This is a genomic window from Inediibacterium massiliense, from assembly GCF_001282725.1.
Classification (GTDB): domain Bacteria; phylum Bacillota; class Clostridia; order Peptostreptococcales; family Thermotaleaceae; genus Anaerophilus; species Anaerophilus massiliensis.
This window is the reverse complement of the sequence record NZ_LN876587.1, coordinates 602,162-621,358: the sequence shown is the minus strand read 5'-3', so window position 1 is coordinate 621,358 and position 19,197 is coordinate 602,162. Positions and strand designations below refer to the sequence as shown.

Sequence of the window (19,197 nt, the reverse complement as noted above, 5' to 3'; positions counted from 1 at the left end):
TCCTAAAATAACTTATCTTTCCTTTATTGTATTCAAGAAACACCCATTCGTCAATAAAGTAAATGGGTGTTTCGCTCTTTAATACTTTTTCCCTTTTGTATTTTTATTTCTTTTAGAAGCACTTTCTTTTCTCCATTTATTATTTCTTTCTGTTTTAATTTTCTTTCCTTTTGCTGAATTTTTCTTCTTAAAATCATCACTTTTCTTATTTTGTCTATCTCTTGTTGTGTTATGATTTATATCTTTTTTAGGAACATTCTTCTTTCTATTTAAATTCATTTTTATTCCTTTTTCAATGATATGCAAAGCTTCTTTATCCTTTGGAGTTACAAAAGTAATAGCAATACCAGCTTGTCCTGCTCTTCCTGTACGACCAATTCTATGAATATAGCTTTCTGCATCCTGTGGGATATCATAATTAAACACATGAGTAATTCCTTCAATATCTAATCCTCTAGCTGCTACATCTGTTGCTACTAAATATTGTATTTCAAATTTTCTAAAAGCTTTCATGACCTTTTCTCTTTTTGCTTGACTAAGATCTCCATGAAGTTCATCTGACTGATATCCTTTACTTTGTAGTGCTTCATTTAATGATTTTGCTCTTCTTTTCGTACGGCAAAAAATCATTGCCATGAAAGGCTTATATTCATCTATAGCAGTGCAAAGAGCATCCTGCTTACCTCTATCAGTAGTTTCAATAACAATTTGCTTAATTTCATCTAATGTAATTTTTTCTCCTTCTACCTTTATTACTTTAGGTTCTTTCATATATCTTTTAGCAAGAGATTGTACTTTAGAAGGCATAGTAGCAGAAAAAAGCATAGTTTGTCTTGCCTTTGGTGTATGATAAATGATATCCTCAACTTCTTTTAAAAACCCCATATGTAACATTTGATCTGCTTCATCTAATATAAGAATCTTTAGTTTACCAAAATCAATAGTTTTTCGTCTTAAATGATCTAATAATCTTCCAGGTGTACCTATTACCATATGAATACCACTTTTTAATTTTTTTATTTGTCTCTCTACATCTTGTCCACCATATGCAGCCAGTAAGTTAATGTTTTTTGCATGAATCAATTTTTTTGCTTCATCTGTAACTTGAATCGCCAGTTCTCTAGTAGGAGTTACAATCAATGCTTGTATATAAGGTTTACTTGTATCTATCTTTTCCATAGTGGGTAGTATAAAAGCAAGGGTTTTTCCTGTTCCTGTTTGAGCTTGGCCAATGATATCGTGTCCTCTTAAAAGCTCTGGAATAGATTTTTGTTGTATAGGAGTTGGTTTTGTAATTCCATTTTGTTTTAATACATTTACTAATTCATCTTGTATTCCAAGTCCTTTAAAATCAGTTGTCATATTCTTGTCTTCCTCTCTTCTTTCATATAAAATATCCTCTTTTCTAATAATATTCCCAATAATTGAATTCTTACCATTATATCATTAACTTCATAGATTGGATAACAAAAAATCCTCCTTAAAGTATTTTCTTAAGAAGGATTTTAGAGTTATACATTTTTGAGTTCTGCCAAAATGAGTCCCCCTATAATAAAACAGCATCCTATAATGCTTGAAATGGTAAGGATCTCATGTAAAAAAATAAAAGCTAGAATAGCCGCTGACACAGGCTCTAATAAAACGATCATTCCGATTTTAGTAGGAGTAGTATATTTTTGACAAATCATTTGTGCTGGAATTACTAATGCTGTTGAAAATATCCCAACAAAAGCAAGAATATACCAAGAATCAATAATTGGAGCTAGAGCAATTTTTTCTGTAAAGAGAGCAATGATAAGACTTAATACTGCTGCCGTCAACAATTGAATAATAGATAAATTAATACCATTTAAATGTTTTCCTTTTCGATCAATTAATAATGTATAAAAAGAATAAGAAATAGCACACAACAAGCATAAAAAATCTCCAAAATTAAAACTACCACTCCATCCTGTAAGTAAATATAATCCTATGACGCACAAAAATACACTTATAAAAAGGGTTCTATGGGGTAATTTTTTCTTTAAAATAGATTCAATAACAGGAATAATGATTACACTTAAAGCTGAGATGAAAGTTGCATTGGTTACAGTTGTATACAAAAGACTGACTACTTGAAAAGAATATGTAGCACATATAGCAATACCTGAAAGAACACCTATACTCCATTCATTTTTACTTACTTTTATAAAACTCTTATAGAAAATAACAGCTAATATGAAAAATGCAATTGAAAATCTTAAAGTTTGAAATGTAAAGGGTGATAAATTTACTAATGCTACTTTTGTTATTACTGTACTGGTTCCCCAAATAATAGCTGCTACAACCATTCCCAAATCAGCGTACATTTGACTTTTGGTAGTTGAAGTCTTTAAAACATTTGTTTTGTCCATAAACTTTCCACTTCCCCTTCATAATAAATGGCATCATTCAAATTCATTTTTTAGATTATTCTTAATTTTTATTATATCAATAATTTCTTCATATGTCCTCTAAATCCTATTTTCTTTATACATTTCATATAACCTTTTCATTTGGTTATACTAATAAAAATACTTCATAAGCAAGGTGGTTATATTATGGATTTACAGACAGGAAAATTTTATTGGGATACAACACTGAAAAACCCTCCTACTTATCCTCCCCTGCAAAATGATATTACATGCGATGTATTGATTATAGGAGGAGGAAGCTCTGGAGCTCAATGTGCTCATTATTTGAGTGAATATGATTTGAATGTAGTTGTTGTAGAAAAAAATAAAGTAGGATATGGAAGTACTCGATCTAATACATCCCTAATTCAATATGCAGGAGAAAAAACATTTTTGCAATTGATCAATAGTTTCGGAGAAGATTATGCTTTAAGACATATATTATTATGTAAAGATGCAATCAATGAAATTGAAAAAGCATCTTCATCTTTAGAAATAAATCCAGATTTTATTCGAAGAAATAGTCTTTATTATGCAAGTTATAAAGAAGATGTTTCAAAACTAGAAGAAGAATACAATCTATTAAAAAAACATAATTTTTCTGTTGAATTTTGGACTGAAGAGCAAATCATAAAAAAATTTCCTTTTAGAAAATATGCAGGCTTATATTACATAAACGATGCAGAATTAAATCCTTATAAATTTACTATTGGTCTATTGGAAAAAGCAAGAAAGAAGGGTGTTCGTATTTTTGAACAAACAGAAATACAAGGAAAAAATTTCAAAAAAAATCACAATATTTTTCACACAAAGAATGGAAATGTTATTCATGCTAATTATGTCATTATAGCTGCCGGATATGAATGTTTAGATTTTAAAAATGAAAAAAATGCAGTTATGGTAAGTTCTTATGCCGTCATTACCAATCCAGTAAATGACTTTTCCACTTGGTATAAAAGGTCTCTTATTTGGGAAAGCGCTCGTCCTTATGTTTATATGAGAACTACACCCGATAATCGAATTATTATTGGAGGTCTAGATGAAAATACACTGTTTCCTCAAAAAAGAGACTCAAAACTTATCCATAAAAAAGACGAGTTAATTGCAGAGTTTCAAAAACTTTTCCCAAATATAGAGGTCTCTTCTGAGTTTTATATAGCAGCCCTTTATGGAGGCACTCATGATGGATTACCTATCATAGGAAAATATGAAGAATTTCCTAATTGCTATTTTTTAATGGCTTATGGAGACAATGGTACAGTTTACAGTATGTCTTTGGCAAAAATAATTTCTCAAACTATTACAAAGGGACATCATAAAGATTTAGATCTATATCTTCAAACTCGTCCATTTTTAAACTCATAAAAAACCACAAATTTAATATTTGTGGTTTTTTACATGTAAGTTTTTTCAATCTATCTCATAAGCATAAAACAATCTAGTGCATCCTTTGTAATAATCTCTTCATCTGCAAATAATGATAACAATGTAAGAAGCTTTTCTTTATTGTAAGGAATGATCCAGCTCTTTTTCTTTTCATTCCAATAGCTTCCTTCAATAGATTTCATTTTTTTTACTCTTTCAAAATCATAAGGAAAACTAATAACTAAATTTTTATCCTCTTCTTTTTCAATTTGAATTGTCATGTTTATACACCTCTTCTTTACTTTAAAGAAATATTTTTTTCAAAATGTTGATAATCCTTTAAAGACTTCCACTCTCCACCCCAAGTCCATCCTCTATTTTTAAAAGCTTTATAGCAAATATCATCTTTCACAATCATTCCCTTTTGAATATGGAGTCTATTCATATATTGTTTTCCTTGTAATGGGGCCACTTTTTTTCCCTTTATGTAAGGATTTTGAATAGGATTAATATCAATAGCTATTCCATAACTGTGCTTAGACAAATTTTTATTGTTTCCTGTCACTTCTCTAAAACAAAATGCAGATGTATTATTATCTGCCATAGATAATTCATCACTCGCTCCATATTCATCAATTAGTTTAATTTTTTCTATAGGAAATTTAGATTTATATAATTCTTCGAAAATTTCTACTACTTCTTTTGCAACCTTTTTATGTACAATTAATTCCCCTTGATGATCTTGATTATCAAATCCAACATAGCAAACTCTTGCATAAGCCAAATCATCTAAAGATATATAAGGATTTTTCTTCCATGATACGCCTTGTATTTTCTGTTTGATCTCCTCAGGCAAAGGCTCATATGTAAATTGATTTATATCTTCTATAGAAGCTTGTTCATCTATAGAATTTTCTTTGTTATATTCATTCATAATTTTTATTTGCTCCTCCAACTTTCCTTTTATTTGTATATCTTCTGAATAGGTAAAACTACTTAAAATAGCAGTACTTCCTATAAGCAAAATAGATTTATGGAAAAGTGTAATCCATTTTTTATTTTTCATACCTCACCTCTATCCTTTATTCTTAATAATTCATTATAACACACAAAGAGAGTGTATAAACACTCTCCAAACTATCTAAAAATTATACTTTATGAATTTATATTTTCCAAAAAATAAAGCATCATGGTTACTGCCAAAAGATCTGCAGACCCTCCCGGACTAATATGTTTACTAATAAATTCAGAATCCATATGAAAAATTCTTTGTCTACCTTCTTTTGTAGATATTCCTCCTAGATTTAATACCTCTTTTGCCATCCTTTGAACATCCTTTAAAGTATTTACATCATGTCTTCCTAAAATATTACTATCTTCTGTTACACTCATAAGATGTAACAACACCTGAACCAAAACATCATTCATATTTTTATTTTCTCTCATAAGTTTTTTACATATAGGTAAAGAATATTTTCTAACTGTTAAAAACCCTGATTCTACTTCTCCACGTATTCCTTTTATTCCATATTTTTTAAATAGATTTTCTCCATAAGTTAACTTTTCCTTTTTTTGTACATCTCCTAATTCCTGTTGAGAAATTCCTTGGCTCATTTTTTGAATGATTCTGCAAATCTCTTCTACATTCATGGATAAGCTTTTTACTTCTTTATATTTATAAGCAGAAGCTGCACAAATAATTCCTAAAGAAAAAATGAGTCCCTTATGGGTATTCACTTTATTCGTTGCACAAAACATTTTATTTTCGCCTTTTATTCCTATTGGACGAATTTTATTTAATAGTTTTTTAAGATCATCTTCTTCAAAAGTAAAGCCTTCATAAGCACATTCATGAAAAGTATGTGCTAAAGATGCACTACTCGCCATAAAAGAGTAAAAGTCCATATCTTTATGCGCTCCTGAGTTGTTTCGATCTACAAGCCCAGGCTTTGGTGTAGCAGATACTTCAAATAACATAGCCTTCAGTGCCATTTCACTAATATACTGACAAATTTCAAAATCTTTCTGCAAACTTTCTTCCTCCATCTATTTCAGGCTTTCATGTAATTGTATATACTCCTCAATCATTTGATCTACATGATCTAGTACTTCTTTTGTACTATGACGTTTTGTTTTTATGCATACCCTAGCATCTTCATGGCAAAGCATACAATTTCTGCCTTTCATCCCTATATTTTTCCGATCTAGTGGAGCTCCATCTTGTTTATACACATCTATATCAAAAGCTCTACCTAAGAAATGATTGTCTTCTATACTTACTGCTATTTTTTTCGCTTCTTCCATATTTAAATTTACTACGATTAATATACTATTTCCATCAGATCCAGAAAGAATTTCCTTATATACAATAAAATCATTTAATTTTGAAATCAGTAATTTTTGTAATACATCAAAAGCTATATAAGCTTTTGATGTATTTTTATCATTTCCTGGATAATTTATTTTTCCACAAACTACAGATAATTTATATTGTTGTATAAGCTGTAGTATTTTGTCATATCTTTTTTCTCTATCTTCTAATACTTCTTTCATCAATGGGGAGAGTCACTCCTTTTTATTCTTTGTATGATCTCTTGTGCATCATGAGATTTTAAAAAATCATAGGTACTTTCAGGAAGAAGTTTTTTCATATCCTCCCAATTTTCTTCTTTAATCAATTGCCTCACAAAAGAAGCACTAATAGGATGATTATTCTTAAGAATTCTATCTACTTCTATTACTTCTATTCCCTCTTTTGGAAGTACTTCATGAAGTGTTTTATTGTATGCATGGGTTACATTACAATAAGGCTCTGTTCCTACATATCTTTTTTGTATATTAAAAATAGGAGCAATAAATTTGGCAAATATTCCTGCATCTAGCTTTGTATAAGCTTTTAATCTTTCATCTGCCTCTCTTATAAAATAAGATGGGAAAGTAGCAGATGAAATAATATAATTTCCTCCTGGTAATATATGAACGTTCTTCAAATCTTTTGTTCCTTCTTTTACCAAATTCATTCTTACATGAAAAGGAAACAAAGATCTATTTTCTTCCACAATAAATACTACAACCTCATCATTCTCCTGAGAAGCTTTTTCTATAATATACCTATGGCCTAATGTAAATGGATTACAATTCATCACTAAAGCTGCTTTTTTTTCACTTCCAAGGCCGCTTTTTTTTAACATATTTTGTATAGCCTTCTTTATATTCGCCATTCCACCTTCTAATAAAACAACTTCATCTGTAGCATAAACTTCATGATAATGAAGTCCTTTAAATATATTTTTATTTTTAGGTTTTGTAAAAATAAATGTTTCATAAATCCCTTCATCAAAAAGCTTATTGGTAATATGAGTAATCAATTTTGAAGCAATACCTTCTCCTTGTATTTCTTCGTTGACTGCAAAACATTTTAATATTTTTCCAAAATGAGAACAGGTTCCTACAATTTCTTCTTCCTTTTTGGCTACAATTGTATATTCTACATCTTTATCTAAAAATAGGTTAAAAGTTGAAAGAAAACTTTCAACCTTTAACCTTTGTGAACTATTTAAATTGATTTTTTCAATTCTTATATCATTCATAAAATCAATCCTTCACTCTTTTTACTGTATCAATAATGGTACCATCTCTATATTCTACTACGGCTACGATTTCATTGCCTTTTTCAATTTTTTCTGGTACCCCTGTCATATTTTCTGCCATTTCCTTTAAATCTTTTATAGATAAAATTGGCAAATTAGTTTTTTCTAATTTTTCTATTAAATCTTCTCTTTTTGGATTCACTGCAATTCCTCTTTCTGTTACTAATACATCTATAGTCTCTCCAGGGGTAGTTACAGTCGTTACCTCATCTACAACAATAGGAAGTCTTCCCTTTACAAGTTGTGTTACTACAATAGCAAGCTTTGCTCCCGCTGCTGTATCACTATGTCCTCCTGAACCTCCCATAATCATTCCATCTGATCCAGTAGTTACATTTACATTGAAATCTACATCAATCTCTGTTGCCCCTAAAATCATTACATCCAGATTATTTACAACGGCACCTTTGTTATGAGGATTTCCATACATAGAAGCTGACATTCCTTGATGTGCTTTATTATTTTTATAAGATTCGATTGCTTTTAAATCAAAACATTGTACATCAAAGATTCCATTAAATAACCCTTCTTCAAACATTTCAACCATATATCCTGTGATACCACCTGCTGCAAAACTTCCCTTTATTTCATTTTTTTCCATAAGTTCTTTTACATAAGCTGCAACAGCTAGTGATGTTCCTCCTGCTCCTGTCTGAAAAGAAAATCCATTCTTTAAAAGTCCAGAAGCTTCTATGACTTGAGATGTCATCTTAGCAATTTTTAGTCCTACAGGATCTTTTGTAATTTTTGTAGTTCCAGATACAATTCCTTTTGGATCTCCTATACTTTCTACTTCTACAATATAATCTACATATTCTTGACTAATCTCAATTGGACATGCAGGATAAGGTATAAGATGATCTGTAATCGCTACTACATTTTGGGCATATAAAGCATCTGGAATCGCATAACCTAAACTTCCACATGCAGCTTTTCCCTCTACTCCATTGATATTTCCATAAGTATCGCATGTAGGAGCTGCAATAAATGCTATATCTATAGAAAGATCTCCGGACTCAATAGCTCTTGCTCTTCCTCCATGAGTATGCATAATAGCTGGATTTTTAAGCTGTCCTTTTGAAATAGCTTCAGCTACAGGTCCTGACATATAATTTGCATATATACCTGTTACTACACCATTTTTCATATGCTCAACAAGGGGAGCATGAACCGGAAAAATAGAGCTTGCTGCAATTTTTATATCTTTAATATCCCTTTTTGAAATCTCTTCCATAACCATATTGAGTACATAATCACCATTTCTTAAATGATGGTGAAAAGAAATAGTCATACCATCTTTTATATCACATTTTTTAAGTGCTTCTTCAATAGATTGCACGATCTTTTCTTCTCCTGGCATTACGCTCTTTAGTAAAACTTCTTTCTTTTTTACCTCTCCTAAACCTACAAAAGCTCCTTGAAATGGTTTGACTACTTTATACCCTTGGATCTCTTCTGGAATATTTCTTCCAAGTATATTTTTCATATTCTTCACCCCTTTAAATCAAGCCCGCAAGCTTTGCTTTTGTGATTGTATTTTGCGCTCTTGCAATAATAGGTGCGTCAACCATTTTTCCATCTAATGAAAATACACCTTTACCTTCTCCTTTTGCTTCTTCCATAGCATAAATGACTCTTTGAGCATGAATAATTTCATCTTTAGAAGGGGCAAATACTTCATGAATGGTATCTACTTGACGGGGATTAATAGCAGCTTTTCCAGTCATTCCTAAAGATTTTGCTGTTTGAATATCTTTTTCAAAACCTTCTAAATCATCCATATCTGCAAAAGGTGTATCGATTGCATCCACTTTACAAGCTTTACAAGCAGTAGCAATTCTACTTCTTGCATAAAAAATTTCTTTTCCTTCTCTTGTTCTCTTAATAGAAAGATCTGCTGTTAAATCTTCTGCTCCTAATAAAATACCTATTACTCTACTTGATGATTGTATAATAGAATATACATTTTCAAGACCATAAGCTGTTTCAATCAAAGGAAAAAGCTTAATGCTTCCTTTTTCAAAACCTTGTTCTTCTTCAATTTTTGTAAGCATTTTACAGACTGTTTCTATATCCTCTTCTGTAGCTTTTGGTACCATAATTACATCTGGTTTTGCTCTTCCTATTACATCTACATCTTCCATTCCAAAATCAGAGGAAAGAGGATTAACTCTTATAACTACTTCTACACCATAAAAGTCTACCGTTTTTACAGCATTTCTTACTAGAATTCTTGCTGAATCCTTTTCTGTAATGCTTACTGCATCCTCAAGATCTAGTATAATACTATCCGCTCCTAGAATTCCAGAATTCTGCAACATACCAGGATTATTTCCTGGCATAAAAAGCATAGTTCTTCTTAATCTCTCCATGAAATCACCCCTACATTCCTCTTTTTACTGCTGTCTCTATTCTTGCTTGAATGGTACAATCTAGTGCACCTCTATCTTTTGCCATAACATATATATTTTCAATTCCTAAATCTTTTAAAGTACTTAAAATGATCTTCTCAATTTGTTTTCCAAATTGTTTCATTACAATACTTTCGAGATCAATGACAATACCACCTTCATCATTTGGTTTTACCATTACATATATGTCATTAGACTCCATAGTTCCTGCTTTTGCCGCAGTCTTAATATTCATAGGTCCCACCTACCTTAGTGTTTTTAAATATTCCTCTTGTCCTAATTCATAATAGTTATTTCCATCTTTATCTATTACTACAATAACAGGAAGGTCTTCCACATAAAGTTTTCTAATTGCTTCCGCTCCTAAATCTTCGTATGCAATTACTTCGGCTTTCTTTACACACTTTGCCATAAGAGCTGCTGCACCACCTATAGCTGCAAAGTAAACTGCTCCCACTTTTTTTATAGTCTCTATAACCTTTTCATCTCTTTTTCCTTTTCCGATCATACCCTTTAATCCTTTTTCTAAAAGAATTGGAGCATAAGGATCCATTCTATAGCTAGTCGTAGGTCCTGCTGATCCTATAGGATGTCCTTCTTTTGCTGGTGTAGGGCCTACATAATAAATGACTTGATCCACTATATCAAATGGTAACTCCTTCCCTTCTTCTACAAGCTCTACTAATCTTTTATGAGCTGCATCTCTTGCTGTGTAAATAGTTCCTGTAATAAGTACACTGTCTCCAACTTTTAAATCCTTTACTTTATCTATGGTTAGGGGCATAGTTATTTTTTTACTCATCCTAAAAACCTCCTATATATGAGCCTTTACATGTCTTGTTGCATGACAATTGATATTCACTGCAACAGGCAATCCTGCAATATGAGTTGCATAAGTCTCAACATTTACAGAAAGAGCTGTGGTTTTTCCTCCAAAGCCTTGCGGTCCTATTCCCAATTCATTAATCGCCCCTAATAGTTCCTTTTCTAGATTTTCATAAAAAGGATTTTTGTTTCTTTCATTTGTAGATCTTAATAGTGCTTTTTTTGCAAGAAAAGCTGCTTTATCAAAAGTACCACCAATACCCACACCTACTACAATAGGTGGGCATGGATTTGGACCAGCTTCTTTAACTACTTTTAAAACAAATTCCTTTACTCCCTCTATACCATCTGCTGGCTTTAGCATTTTTAACTGGCTCATATTTTCACTTCCAAACCCTTTTGGAGCTACTGTAATGCTAAAGTCATCTCCTTCAATGATATTATAATAAATTACCGCTGGAGTATTGTCCTTTGTGTTTATTCTTTCAATGGGATCATTTACAACAGACTTTCTTAAATAACCTTGTGTATAGCCTCGTCTAACTCCTTCATGAATCGCTTCTTCTAAGCTTCCTCCTACTACATGTACATCTTGGCCCATTTCTATAAATACCACAGTCATTCCAGTATCTTGACACATAGGTCTTTGTTCGTCTTTTGCTATATCTGCGTTTTCAATGAGTATATCTAAGATATTCTTTGCAGTAGAGAAATTTTCATTTTCCTTTGCTTCTTCTAGTCTTTCTCTCATATCATCTGTAAGATAATAATTTGCATCTATGCAAAGTTTTTTTGTCGTTTCTACAATTTTAGAAACATGTATTTCTCTCATAATTTAGCACTCCCATTTATTTTTTTCTTCTATTTGCTAAAGCTAGTACTCTGTTCATTTCATTATACACGATCATAAAACCTTCATCAACGCCCATTCCAGGTTTTGCAAGACATTGGTCTGCTCCACAAGCGATAGCTATATTTGTACAAATTTGTGCAGATCTATCTGTTTCATTACAAGTTCCTCCACTATATGCTCCAATGCCTTTTTCTTTACAATATAAAATAGATTCTACTATATTGTTAATTCCTCCAAGGTCTGGTGTTTTGATTTGAACCATATCTGCTGCTTCTTCATCTACAAATAATTTAATATCTTCCCAAGTATTACACCATTCATCTGCAACCAATTCCACTTTAATATTTTTTTCTTTTAGAGCTACTCTTAATGCTTTTAATGCTTTTACTTGTCCTTCTCTGTTTTCTACATCCATAGGTCCTTCTATTCTTAATTTAAGAGGAGATGCAGCTTCTTCAAGTTCGCCTAAGTAATTTGCCATTTTTTCTGTATCATTGTCAAAAGCAATACCAATAGTTCCATAAACATCTATATGAAGAACAAAATTGTCTTCTTCTGAAGCTTTTAATTCTTGTATTCTATTTTTTAACCAAATGACATATTCTTTTAATTTTTCTCCATTATTTCCAAGCTTTGTTTCAACATGATTAATCAAACCATGTGGAAGTACATCTGCACCTTTTATAATCATTTTATCTACATTATTATATCGATCATCACCAGATTGAGTAAAGATAGGAACTCTTTTCCATTCCTTTGGTGTATCGTATTCATTTCTAATCACTTCAGCCATAGTCATTTTATTTGCTTTTGAAGTTGCATCTAAAATAGCTTGTGTAATCCCATATCTAATAGCCGTATGAAGTCTTTTTCCATCTATAGTCATATGATCTACTTCTTCCGCTAATTCTTTAAATCTATTCACTTCTCTTCCAATTAATTTTGGTGCAATTTTTTCTTGTATAATTGGAATAAACTCATCTGCAAGAAATAATGGATCTCTTCCTCCTGCACCTGAATATTGTACTGCTGCACAATCTCCATAAGCTACTTGTCCATCTTCTAAAACAAACATTACAGAAATACATTCTCCTGCTTGTCTAATTTTTGTAAATCCTTCTGTAACAGGGTCTCCTACATAAGTGAATCCATCATGATCTGCTCCTTGTTTAATAGCTCTTTGGTCATCAAAATAAAATCCTGTTCTTCCCTTTGCACATACAATATCCATAATTTTCATTGTCATAGCCCCCAGTTTTATTTTATTATTTATTGATCACTCATCGTCTTTTAATGTTTAGATGGAGTTTTCCCTCCATCTAAACCAAATGAATATTCTATTTATTTTCTGGTCTTCCTACTAACGTTCCTTTTCCTACAGCATAGATATCATCTACAACCATTTGGAATCCAACTTTTCTACCTTCTAAATTTGCTCTTTCTTCTAATAATTGTCTATTGAAATCTTTAATGTCTTGTGACATTGGAATATTTCCAAATTCTAAGAATCTTACAGCCCCATTATTATCTCTTGCTGGAAGTATTTTTCCTGCATTATAATTACTTGGAGCAAAAGGAATGTCCATAACTCCTGTTTGGAAAGCTTTTACTGTACCTACTGCTAAATCTCCTTTGCCTAGTTCAAATACTTTATCTAATATACACTTAGTCTCTGCTTTGATTAATTTTATTTCAGCTTCTAATTCTTTAGACATTGGCAATCTTTGACCTTTTAGGAGATTTAGAGTTTGTTTTGTAGCTTTTATTCCTTGTGCATTTGCTTCCATTGTTGGAATTCCAACTGCCTCATGTGGAGTTTTTACAATTACTTTTGTAGCTCCTGCTAAAGCTGCTGTAGCTGATCCCCAAGAAATTACTCCAAATGCTTTTGATTCATCAGCTGGGAATCCTCCCATCCATTGATGGAAAACAGTTGTTAATTCTACATTATATCCATAAGCTCTAAAATACTCTCCTGCTTGCTCTACTAAAGCTCTAATAGCTGCTACGTCTTGTACTAGATTTCCACATTGTCCATATCCTAAAGTAATATTTTTTACTCCTTGCTCTGCTGCTAAAAGTCCTTCAATAATAGCTACAACATTAGAAATACTTGGAGGCACTAAAGTTCCTGTTAATGGTCCAAAAGGCTCTCTATTGATTTCTACTCCCATTTCTTCATACATTCCTGCTAACCTATCACAATATTGCCAATCTAGAATTGTTTTTTCTAAGCTCACGCTCTTTGCATAAGGAATATTATAAGATATTCCTCCTCCTTCATTAGATGTCCATCCTCCAGCGTGAATAATTTCTGATAATAATCTTGAATCCGGTGTACCATGTCTTGCTTGAAGTGGAAGATTTACAGATTCTAATACTTTTCTACAATTTTTCACTCCATGATTTACTGCAGGAAATCCATTTAACATAGAACGATTTTCTTTAATACTCTCCTCAATGCCTACTTCGCACTCATGATATCTATTTTGTCTTGTATAACTATCAATGGTACTTGGAAGAAGATCTGCTCCACCTTCTCTTTCAAGATATCTTAAAAGTTTAATATGCTCATCTACTAATGCTACTCCAGCTCTAGGTTGTGCCAAAGTAATTCCTTCTTGACTTGCTTTTCTAAGCTTTTTAGCAAAATTTTTCTCTTCAGGAAGTTGTTTTATATAGTCTGCTGCTTCTTTTAAATCCACATCTTTTCCAGTAGACCATTGCTTTAATACATCTTCTCTTATTTTTAAGAATTCTTCTTCAGTCCATTTTTTATTTTTAAGCTCCATTATTTTTCCTCCTATTATACATTCATAAGATTTTTTTTGAGTATTCGAATTGCTATATCTGGATATTTTTCTGCCATCAGTCCCATGGATGAAAGAATATAATCTTTATCGATCAATAACTTAGGATTCATAGGTTTTAAATACTTTGGATTCTCTTCATTATACAAACCTGCTCGTAATATTTTGGCTGGATTCTTACTATGAACAAGTACTCCTCCTGTACCTATAATATACTTCGTATCTAATAGATCCTTTCCTACTTGAGAATAAATTTTTCCCATAGGTGTATATACATCTTCTATAACTCCTACATGTCTTTCCATAGCTACCTCTGTTGCAACCATACTTAGCGCTTCATCAAACTCAATTTCTTCAGGAGTATTTGGAATTTCATTTACATGTTGAGTAAGATACTTGCACCTTTCCTCGATATTATATTTTATATTAGGTGCAAATTTCATAATTTTCTTATTAGATACGCTATGACAAAGAGATTCAGCACTTACACGCATTCCCAAATCTCCCTCAACAGTTCTCTTTGCATAAGGTTCTTCTAATCCTATTTTCATAACACCTGGCTTTGTAGGTTCTCCATCTGCTATAGAATGAATATCTGTAGTCGCTCCTCCAATATCTACAACAACTAAATCTCCAATCCCCTCTTCTGTATTGGTTCCATCTGCTAATATTTTAGCTGCATTTAAAACAGCTGCAGGAGTTGGCATCAATATTCCATTGATCATAGATTCTGCACTTTTCATTCCTTTTGCCTCTACAATCTTTTGCATAAAAATTTGTCGAATGGCTTCTCTTGCAGGTTCTACATTCAGTTTATTTAATTTAGGCATTACATTATCTGTAATTTCATAATATACTTTATTTTCTTGAAAAATCTCTTCGATTTCATCACTAGCTTTTATATTTCCCGCTACTACTACGGGTACATCTTTCATATTCTTTGCAATCATTTTTGCATTATGAATAATGCAATCCTTATTGCCTCCGTCTGTTCCTCCTGCTAATAAAATGATATCTGGTGTTTGCTGCATCATATTTTTCATTTCTCTTTGAGTAAGTTCGTGACTATACACTCCCAACACTCTAGATCCTGCACCTAAAGCTGCTCTTTTTGCAGCTTCTGCTGTAAGCTCTGGAACAAGACCAACAGCTACCATCCTTAATCCTCCTGCTGCACTACTACAGGCAAGTATTTCATCAAAATGCATATCCCTACATTTTTCTTTTATCTGATCATAAGCATTTTGAAAGCCTATCATAATATCCGTTTGAACAGTAGTTAAAGATTTGGCATTAGCAATAATTTCTTCATTCTTCATATCTACAGCAGTAAGCTTTGTATACGTACTTCCAAAATCAATCAATAATAGTGCATTCATATAATCACCTTTACTAACAAATTTTTAAGTCCTCTTTTAAATGTTCTATATCTACTTCTGGTGGAGTACCTGGTGCATATACTCGGTCAAATCCCATGTCTTCGAATCTTTTTTTCACCTCATCAAAGTCTTGTTTTCCTACTACAAGATTTCCACCTACATAAAGCAATATATCCTTAAGACCTGCTTCTTCACATTTTTCTCTTAATCCTCTACAATCAATCTCTCCATGTCCATAAAGAGATGATACAATGATTGCAGATGCATTTGTTTCAATTGCTGCATTAATAAAATCTTCTTGTGAACTTAATACTCCAATGTTTACCACTTCAAATCCAGCTTCTGTAAGAGCAAAATCTAAAACTTTATTTCCAACTGCATGACAATCTGCTCCTATAACACCTAGCACAATGGTTTTTTTCATAAATTTTTCCTCTCCTTATTCTCTCTTTTTTTCTATATTCTTTTTTTTATAATATTAGAGATGATGGCATTGACAGATCCTTTATCCAGAACATAATCAAATCTTATCACCTCTTTTGAAACCTCTACCATTTGTTGCATTTCTTTGCCTCTTCCAGGCGAAACAATAATCACATCTGATTGATTAATAATTCTTTGAAGCTCTTTTGGATCTTTACTAGTAGTAGCCTCAATGAAAAGGTTTTCTAACCCTGCTAACCTTAATGCATATTCAACCTTAAAATGAAATTCTTTTGAAAGACTAATTAGTGCAAATTTTGTTCCTTTAGGATACTTTGCAATCTTTACTATAGTTTCCATATTAGGATTGATGGTGACTCCAAATATTTCTTTTTGAAAATCTCCTATTAAGTCTTTCACTTCATTGATATGATTAAAAGTAGTAATAATTATTTGACTATCCTTTATTGTTGTTTCAGTTTCTTCATTTCTTTCTTGCAGTTGTGGGATCGTCATTGGTTTTACATTAGTATTTGTAATTCTACTCAATTCATCAGAGAAAATTTTGGCTTGTTCTATATTACATTCTATAAAAATGACATCTATATTTTTAACTAATTTTTCTTTTTCTTTTACTCTATCTTTTACAATAGATAAAAACTCTTTTGTATTTAGTCCTGTTTCCATAGCTTCTTCTAATGCTAAATCTATATTTTCAATTACTTTATGATTGATATGATGGCATTTACATATCTGAATATCTTGTGCAACAAAAGTACCTCTTCCTTGATAGGAGACTAGAATACCTTCTTGTTCTAGCAAGTTGTATGCTGTGGAAATAGTATTTCTACTTACTTTTAATATTTGAGACAGTTCTCTTTCTGTTGGCAATTTATCACCTATCTTAAGTACTCCATTTTTTATATCTTCTAAAATATGATTTTTGACTTGTATATAAATAGGTATGCCACTTTTTCTTTCAATCTTCATTTCCAAACAATCCCCTTTTTTGTTGCATTGGACCAATCCAATTTATACACATTTTAACATGGTTTTGAAAATTTGTTTAACTCTATATTGAGCTATTTTCATCTATTTTAAAGAATGAGCAGTGTTTAGACAAATTTTGATACATTATTGTTTCTTTATTACGCTCTTATACTTAGTTATCTCCAGTTTGAAACAATTGAAATTTCAACATTCTCATCTTGCATTTATATTTTTTTGGTTTTTTGCAAGTTTTTTATAAACTCTTCCATTATTAACAGTGCCAATTTAAAAAATTGGCACTGTTATACTTTTTTTATTTTTTGAATTTTTAGAATGAATTTTACTATATTCTTCTCGTTTACTCTCATTGATACACATCCTAAATATAAATTGTATATTTTAAGTTTAGATTGTATATATGCTTCTTATTTTTATCATGCAAGAAACACACATTCTTCCTGTCATTATTTTGTCATTTTATTTTCAAATATATTGAATACTCTCTTATAAAATTTTTTATTTTTTTATATTCTTTTTCTTTTTTACTTTATCAAAAATTAACTCCTCTGAAGATTCCATCTGCCACTTAGGAAGAACTGTATCTATTCCTTTTAAAAGATTTCTCTTCTTTGCAGCTTGTAAATTCTCACTAAGCCTTTTTATATAATATTTTTTCATAAAATAAAATCCTATATATAAAATAGTTAAACCAAGCCCTGCCATCAATCCTGATCCTTGACCTTTAACTAGTGGCATACTTAAAATAATCAAAACAATACTAATCATAGCAATCCAAGATACAAAGGGATATCCTTTTAACTGACATTTTCCATTAGGGGGACAACCATTCTTTTTTCTAAACTTATAATGAGTAGCCAATATAATAAGATAAGTAAATAAAAGAGAGAATCCTCCTGAACTGACTAAAAAGATATACACTTGCTCTGGCAAGATAAGACCCATAAACAATCCTATGAGCATTGCTCCTCCAGAAAATAAAATTCCACGATAGGGAATATCTCCTTTATCCTGTAACCAAGAGGGAGCATGTCCTTCATCTGCTAAAGACCTCATCATCCGTCCTAATCCAAACATGGCAGCTAACATAGTAGAAAGAATTGCGCTAATGAGTACAATATTCATTACATTTCCCGCCCAACCTAATCTCCATCTAGTTAAAGCAAGAACCATCGGACTTTCTTCTGAATTTAAAATATCTGTAGGAATCAAAGGAAGTAATACAACTATAGCTGTAATATATAATCCTACTAATGCCAATACAGTATAAAAAATTGCCCTTGGCACAATTACCTGAGGTTCACTAGTTTCAGAAGCTGCAAGTCCTATCACTTCAAATCCTGCATAAGTAAACATCACAATAAGCATACTTCCTGCAATCCCTCCAATTCCACCAGAAAACAATGGTTCTGTATAAAGGGCACCTGCTCCTACTGTAGGTGAATTGGGAATCATCCCAAAAATCAATCCGATTCCTAATACAATAAAACCTACAATAGCTAAAAGCTTAATAGCAGCTAATCCACTTTCTAATTTGCTTAACTTATCTGCTCCTAATAAATTCATAAGGGTCACTATAATAATTACACTAGATCCGATAATAGGTAATGAAATTTTAGGAAACCACGTTCTCAAAAAAATAGATACAGCAGTAGCTTCACTAGACATAGCTAAAATAATTCCTGTCCAATAAACCCATCCAACCACAAAGCCCACTCCTGGTCCATACATATTTTCTGCAAAGGTTCGAAAAGACCCAGGATGAGGACTTGCTACAGTCATTTCCGACAAAGCAAATAAAATAAAATAGATTAAAATACCTCCTAATATATAAGAAATAACCACTGAAGGACCTGCTGCTTGAATAGCTACAGAAGAACCTAAAAAAAATGATCCTCCTACTACTGTTCCAAGGGCCATCATAGTTAATTGCCATGCTGATAAACCTTTATGATTCATATCAATGCCTCCTTATGCACTTCTTTTACAATAGTATTTACAAATCTATATTTAGTTATCATATAAATTTATATACAAAAAA

The 19,197-nt window shown here is 31.6% G+C and carries 19 protein-coding genes; 1 reads left to right on the top strand and 18 read right to left on the bottom strand.

Annotated features, from left to right (window positions below; translation table 11 throughout):
- Nucleotides 1–78 precede the first annotated feature (78 nt).
- Both BN2409_RS11495 and BN2409_RS11490 read right to left on the bottom strand, forming a co-directional pair.
- The gene (locus BN2409_RS11495; RefSeq protein WP_053956773.1) at nt 79–1,362 is read right to left on the bottom strand and encodes a DEAD/DEAH box helicase; all 1,284 of its coding nucleotides are present in this window, start codon (nt 1,360–1,362) and stop codon (nt 79–81) included.
- Between the two features lie 149 nt (nt 1,363–1,511).
- Entirely contained in the window at nt 1,512–2,393 is an 882-nt protein-coding gene (locus BN2409_RS11490; protein ID WP_053956772.1) for a DMT family transporter, read from the bottom strand.
- A gap of 186 nt (nt 2,394–2,579) precedes the next feature.
- Between BN2409_RS11490 and BN2409_RS11485 the strand changes: the two genes are divergently transcribed.
- Nucleotides 2,580–3,797, top strand: a complete 1,218-nt coding sequence (locus BN2409_RS11485) for an NAD(P)/FAD-dependent oxidoreductase (protein WP_053956771.1) — start codon at nt 2,580–2,582, stop codon at nt 3,795–3,797.
- Between the two features lie 50 nt (nt 3,798–3,847).
- Here BN2409_RS11485 and BN2409_RS11480 read toward each other — a convergent pair whose 3' ends face one another.
- The 16 genes from BN2409_RS11480 to BN2409_RS11405 form a co-directional block, all read right to left on the bottom strand.
- Entirely contained in the window at nt 3,848–4,078 is a 231-nt protein-coding gene (locus BN2409_RS11480; RefSeq protein ID WP_053956770.1) for a hypothetical protein, read from the bottom strand.
- 17 nt (nt 4,079–4,095) lie between these two features.
- Entirely contained in the window at nt 4,096–4,863 is a 768-nt protein-coding gene (locus BN2409_RS11475) for a M15 family metallopeptidase (RefSeq protein WP_053956769.1), read from the bottom strand.
- Between the two features lie 89 nt (nt 4,864–4,952).
- Entirely contained in the window at nt 4,953–5,828 is an 876-nt protein-coding gene (gene citG, locus BN2409_RS11470) for a triphosphoribosyl-dephospho-CoA synthase CitG (protein WP_242847956.1), read from the bottom strand.
- 15 nt (nt 5,829–5,843) lie between these two features.
- Complete coding sequence (citX, locus tag BN2409_RS11465) at nt 5,844–6,350, bottom strand: citrate lyase holo-[acyl-carrier protein] synthase (RefSeq protein WP_199873009.1); 507 nt, start codon at nt 6,348–6,350, stop codon at nt 5,844–5,846.
- A complete protein-coding gene (gene citC / locus BN2409_RS11460) occupies nt 6,350–7,387 on the bottom strand; it encodes a [citrate (pro-3S)-lyase] ligase (RefSeq protein WP_053956766.1) in 1,038 nt (345 codons plus the stop codon). Before citC ends, citX begins: the two co-directional genes overlap by 1 nt.
- A 4-nt stretch (nt 7,388–7,391) precedes the next feature.
- Nucleotides 7,392–8,933 carry a citrate lyase subunit alpha gene (gene citF / locus BN2409_RS11455; protein WP_053956765.1) on the bottom strand — a complete coding sequence of 514 codons (1,542 nt, stop codon included), beginning with the start codon at nt 8,931–8,933 and terminating at the stop codon, nt 7,392–7,394.
- 13 nt (nt 8,934–8,946) lie between these two features.
- On the bottom strand, nt 8,947–9,819 hold the full coding sequence (locus tag BN2409_RS11450; RefSeq protein WP_053956764.1) for an HpcH/HpaI aldolase/citrate lyase family protein: 873 nt from the start codon (nt 9,817–9,819) through the stop codon (nt 8,947–8,949).
- Nucleotides 9,820–9,829: 10 nt separating this feature from the next.
- Nucleotides 9,830–10,093: a citrate lyase acyl carrier protein gene (gene citD / locus BN2409_RS11445; RefSeq protein WP_053956763.1), complete on the bottom strand. Its 264-nt coding sequence runs from the start codon at nt 10,091–10,093 to the stop codon at nt 9,830–9,832.
- A gap of 9 nt (nt 10,094–10,102) precedes the next feature.
- Nucleotides 10,103–10,660 carry a Fe-S-containing hydro-lyase gene (locus BN2409_RS11440; RefSeq protein ID WP_053956762.1) on the bottom strand — a complete coding sequence of 186 codons (558 nt, stop codon included), beginning with the start codon at nt 10,658–10,660 and terminating at the stop codon, nt 10,103–10,105.
- Nucleotides 10,661–10,672: 12 nt separating this feature from the next.
- The gene (locus tag BN2409_RS11435; protein ID WP_053956761.1) at nt 10,673–11,515 is read right to left on the bottom strand and encodes a fumarate hydratase; all 843 of its coding nucleotides are present in this window, start codon (nt 11,513–11,515) and stop codon (nt 10,673–10,675) included.
- A gap of 16 nt (nt 11,516–11,531) precedes the next feature.
- Entirely contained in the window at nt 11,532–12,776 is a 1,245-nt protein-coding gene (locus tag BN2409_RS11430) for a methylaspartate ammonia-lyase (protein WP_053956760.1), read from the bottom strand.
- 97 nt (nt 12,777–12,873) lie between these two features.
- A complete protein-coding gene (locus tag BN2409_RS11425; protein ID WP_053956759.1) occupies nt 12,874–14,328 on the bottom strand; it encodes a methylaspartate mutase subunit E in 1,455 nt (484 codons plus the stop codon).
- A 14-nt stretch (nt 14,329–14,342) separates the two neighbouring features.
- Entirely contained in the window at nt 14,343–15,725 is a 1,383-nt protein-coding gene (gene glmL / locus BN2409_RS11420) for a methylaspartate mutase accessory protein GlmL (RefSeq protein WP_053956758.1), read from the bottom strand.
- A gap of 13 nt (nt 15,726–15,738) precedes the next feature.
- On the bottom strand, nt 15,739–16,149 hold the full coding sequence (gene glmS, locus BN2409_RS11415; protein WP_053956757.1) for a methylaspartate mutase subunit S: 411 nt from the start codon (nt 16,147–16,149) through the stop codon (nt 15,739–15,741).
- 32 nt (nt 16,150–16,181) lie between these two features.
- Entirely contained in the window at nt 16,182–17,138 is a 957-nt protein-coding gene (locus BN2409_RS11410) for a GntR family transcriptional regulator (RefSeq protein WP_053956756.1), read from the bottom strand.
- A gap of 516 nt (nt 17,139–17,654) precedes the next feature.
- Nucleotides 17,655–19,115: an amino acid permease gene (locus BN2409_RS11405; RefSeq protein ID WP_110943095.1), complete on the bottom strand. Its 1,461-nt coding sequence runs from the start codon at nt 19,113–19,115 to the stop codon at nt 17,655–17,657.
- Nucleotides 19,116–19,197 lie beyond the last annotated feature (82 nt).

Bases quoted from the DNA above. Each gene is read 5' to 3' on its own strand.
- BN2409_RS11495 (WP_053956773.1), bottom strand. From the start codon at position 1,362: ATGACAACTGATTTTAAAGGACTTGGAATACAAGATGAATTAGTAAAT.
- BN2409_RS11490 (WP_053956772.1), bottom strand. From the start codon at position 2,393: ATGGACAAAACAAATGTTTTAAAGACTTCAACTACCAAAAGTCAAATG.
- BN2409_RS11485 (WP_053956771.1), top strand. From the start codon at position 2,580: ATGGATTTACAGACAGGAAAATTTTATTGGGATACAACACTGAAAAAC.
- BN2409_RS11480 (WP_053956770.1), bottom strand. From the start codon at position 4,078: ATGACAATTCAAATTGAAAAAGAAGAGGATAAAAATTTAGTTATTAGT.
- BN2409_RS11475 (WP_053956769.1), bottom strand. From the start codon at position 4,863: ATGAAAAATAAAAAATGGATTACACTTTTCCATAAATCTATTTTGCTT.
- citX (WP_199873009.1), bottom strand. From the start codon at position 6,350: ATGAAAGAAGTATTAGAAGATAGAGAAAAAAGATATGACAAAATACTA.
- citC (WP_053956766.1), bottom strand. From the start codon at position 7,387: ATGAATGATATAAGAATTGAAAAAATCAATTTAAATAGTTCACAAAGG.
- citF (WP_053956765.1), bottom strand. From the start codon at position 8,933: ATGAAAAATATACTTGGAAGAAATATTCCAGAAGAGATCCAAGGGTAT.
- BN2409_RS11450 (WP_053956764.1), bottom strand. From the start codon at position 9,819: ATGGAGAGATTAAGAAGAACTATGCTTTTTATGCCAGGAAATAATCCT.
- citD (WP_053956763.1), bottom strand. From the start codon at position 10,093: ATGAATATTAAGACTGCGGCAAAAGCAGGAACTATGGAGTCTAATGAC.
- BN2409_RS11440 (WP_053956762.1), bottom strand. From the start codon at position 10,660: ATGAGTAAAAAAATAACTATGCCCCTAACCATAGATAAAGTAAAGGAT.
- BN2409_RS11435 (WP_053956761.1), bottom strand. From the start codon at position 11,515: ATGAGAGAAATACATGTTTCTAAAATTGTAGAAACGACAAAAAAACTT.
- BN2409_RS11430 (WP_053956760.1), bottom strand. From the start codon at position 12,776: ATGAAAATTATGGATATTGTATGTGCAAAGGGAAGAACAGGATTTTAT.
- BN2409_RS11425 (WP_053956759.1), bottom strand. From the start codon at position 14,328: ATGGAGCTTAAAAATAAAAAATGGACTGAAGAAGAATTCTTAAAAATA.
- glmL (WP_053956758.1), bottom strand. From the start codon at position 15,725: ATGAATGCACTATTATTGATTGATTTTGGAAGTACGTATACAAAGCTT.
- glmS (WP_053956757.1), bottom strand. From the start codon at position 16,149: ATGAAAAAAACCATTGTGCTAGGTGTTATAGGAGCAGATTGTCATGCA.
- BN2409_RS11410 (WP_053956756.1), bottom strand. From the start codon at position 17,138: ATGAAGATTGAAAGAAAAAGTGGCATACCTATTTATATACAAGTCAAA.
- BN2409_RS11405 (WP_110943095.1), bottom strand. From the start codon at position 19,115: ATGAATCATAAAGGTTTATCAGCATGGCAATTAACTATGATGGCCCTT.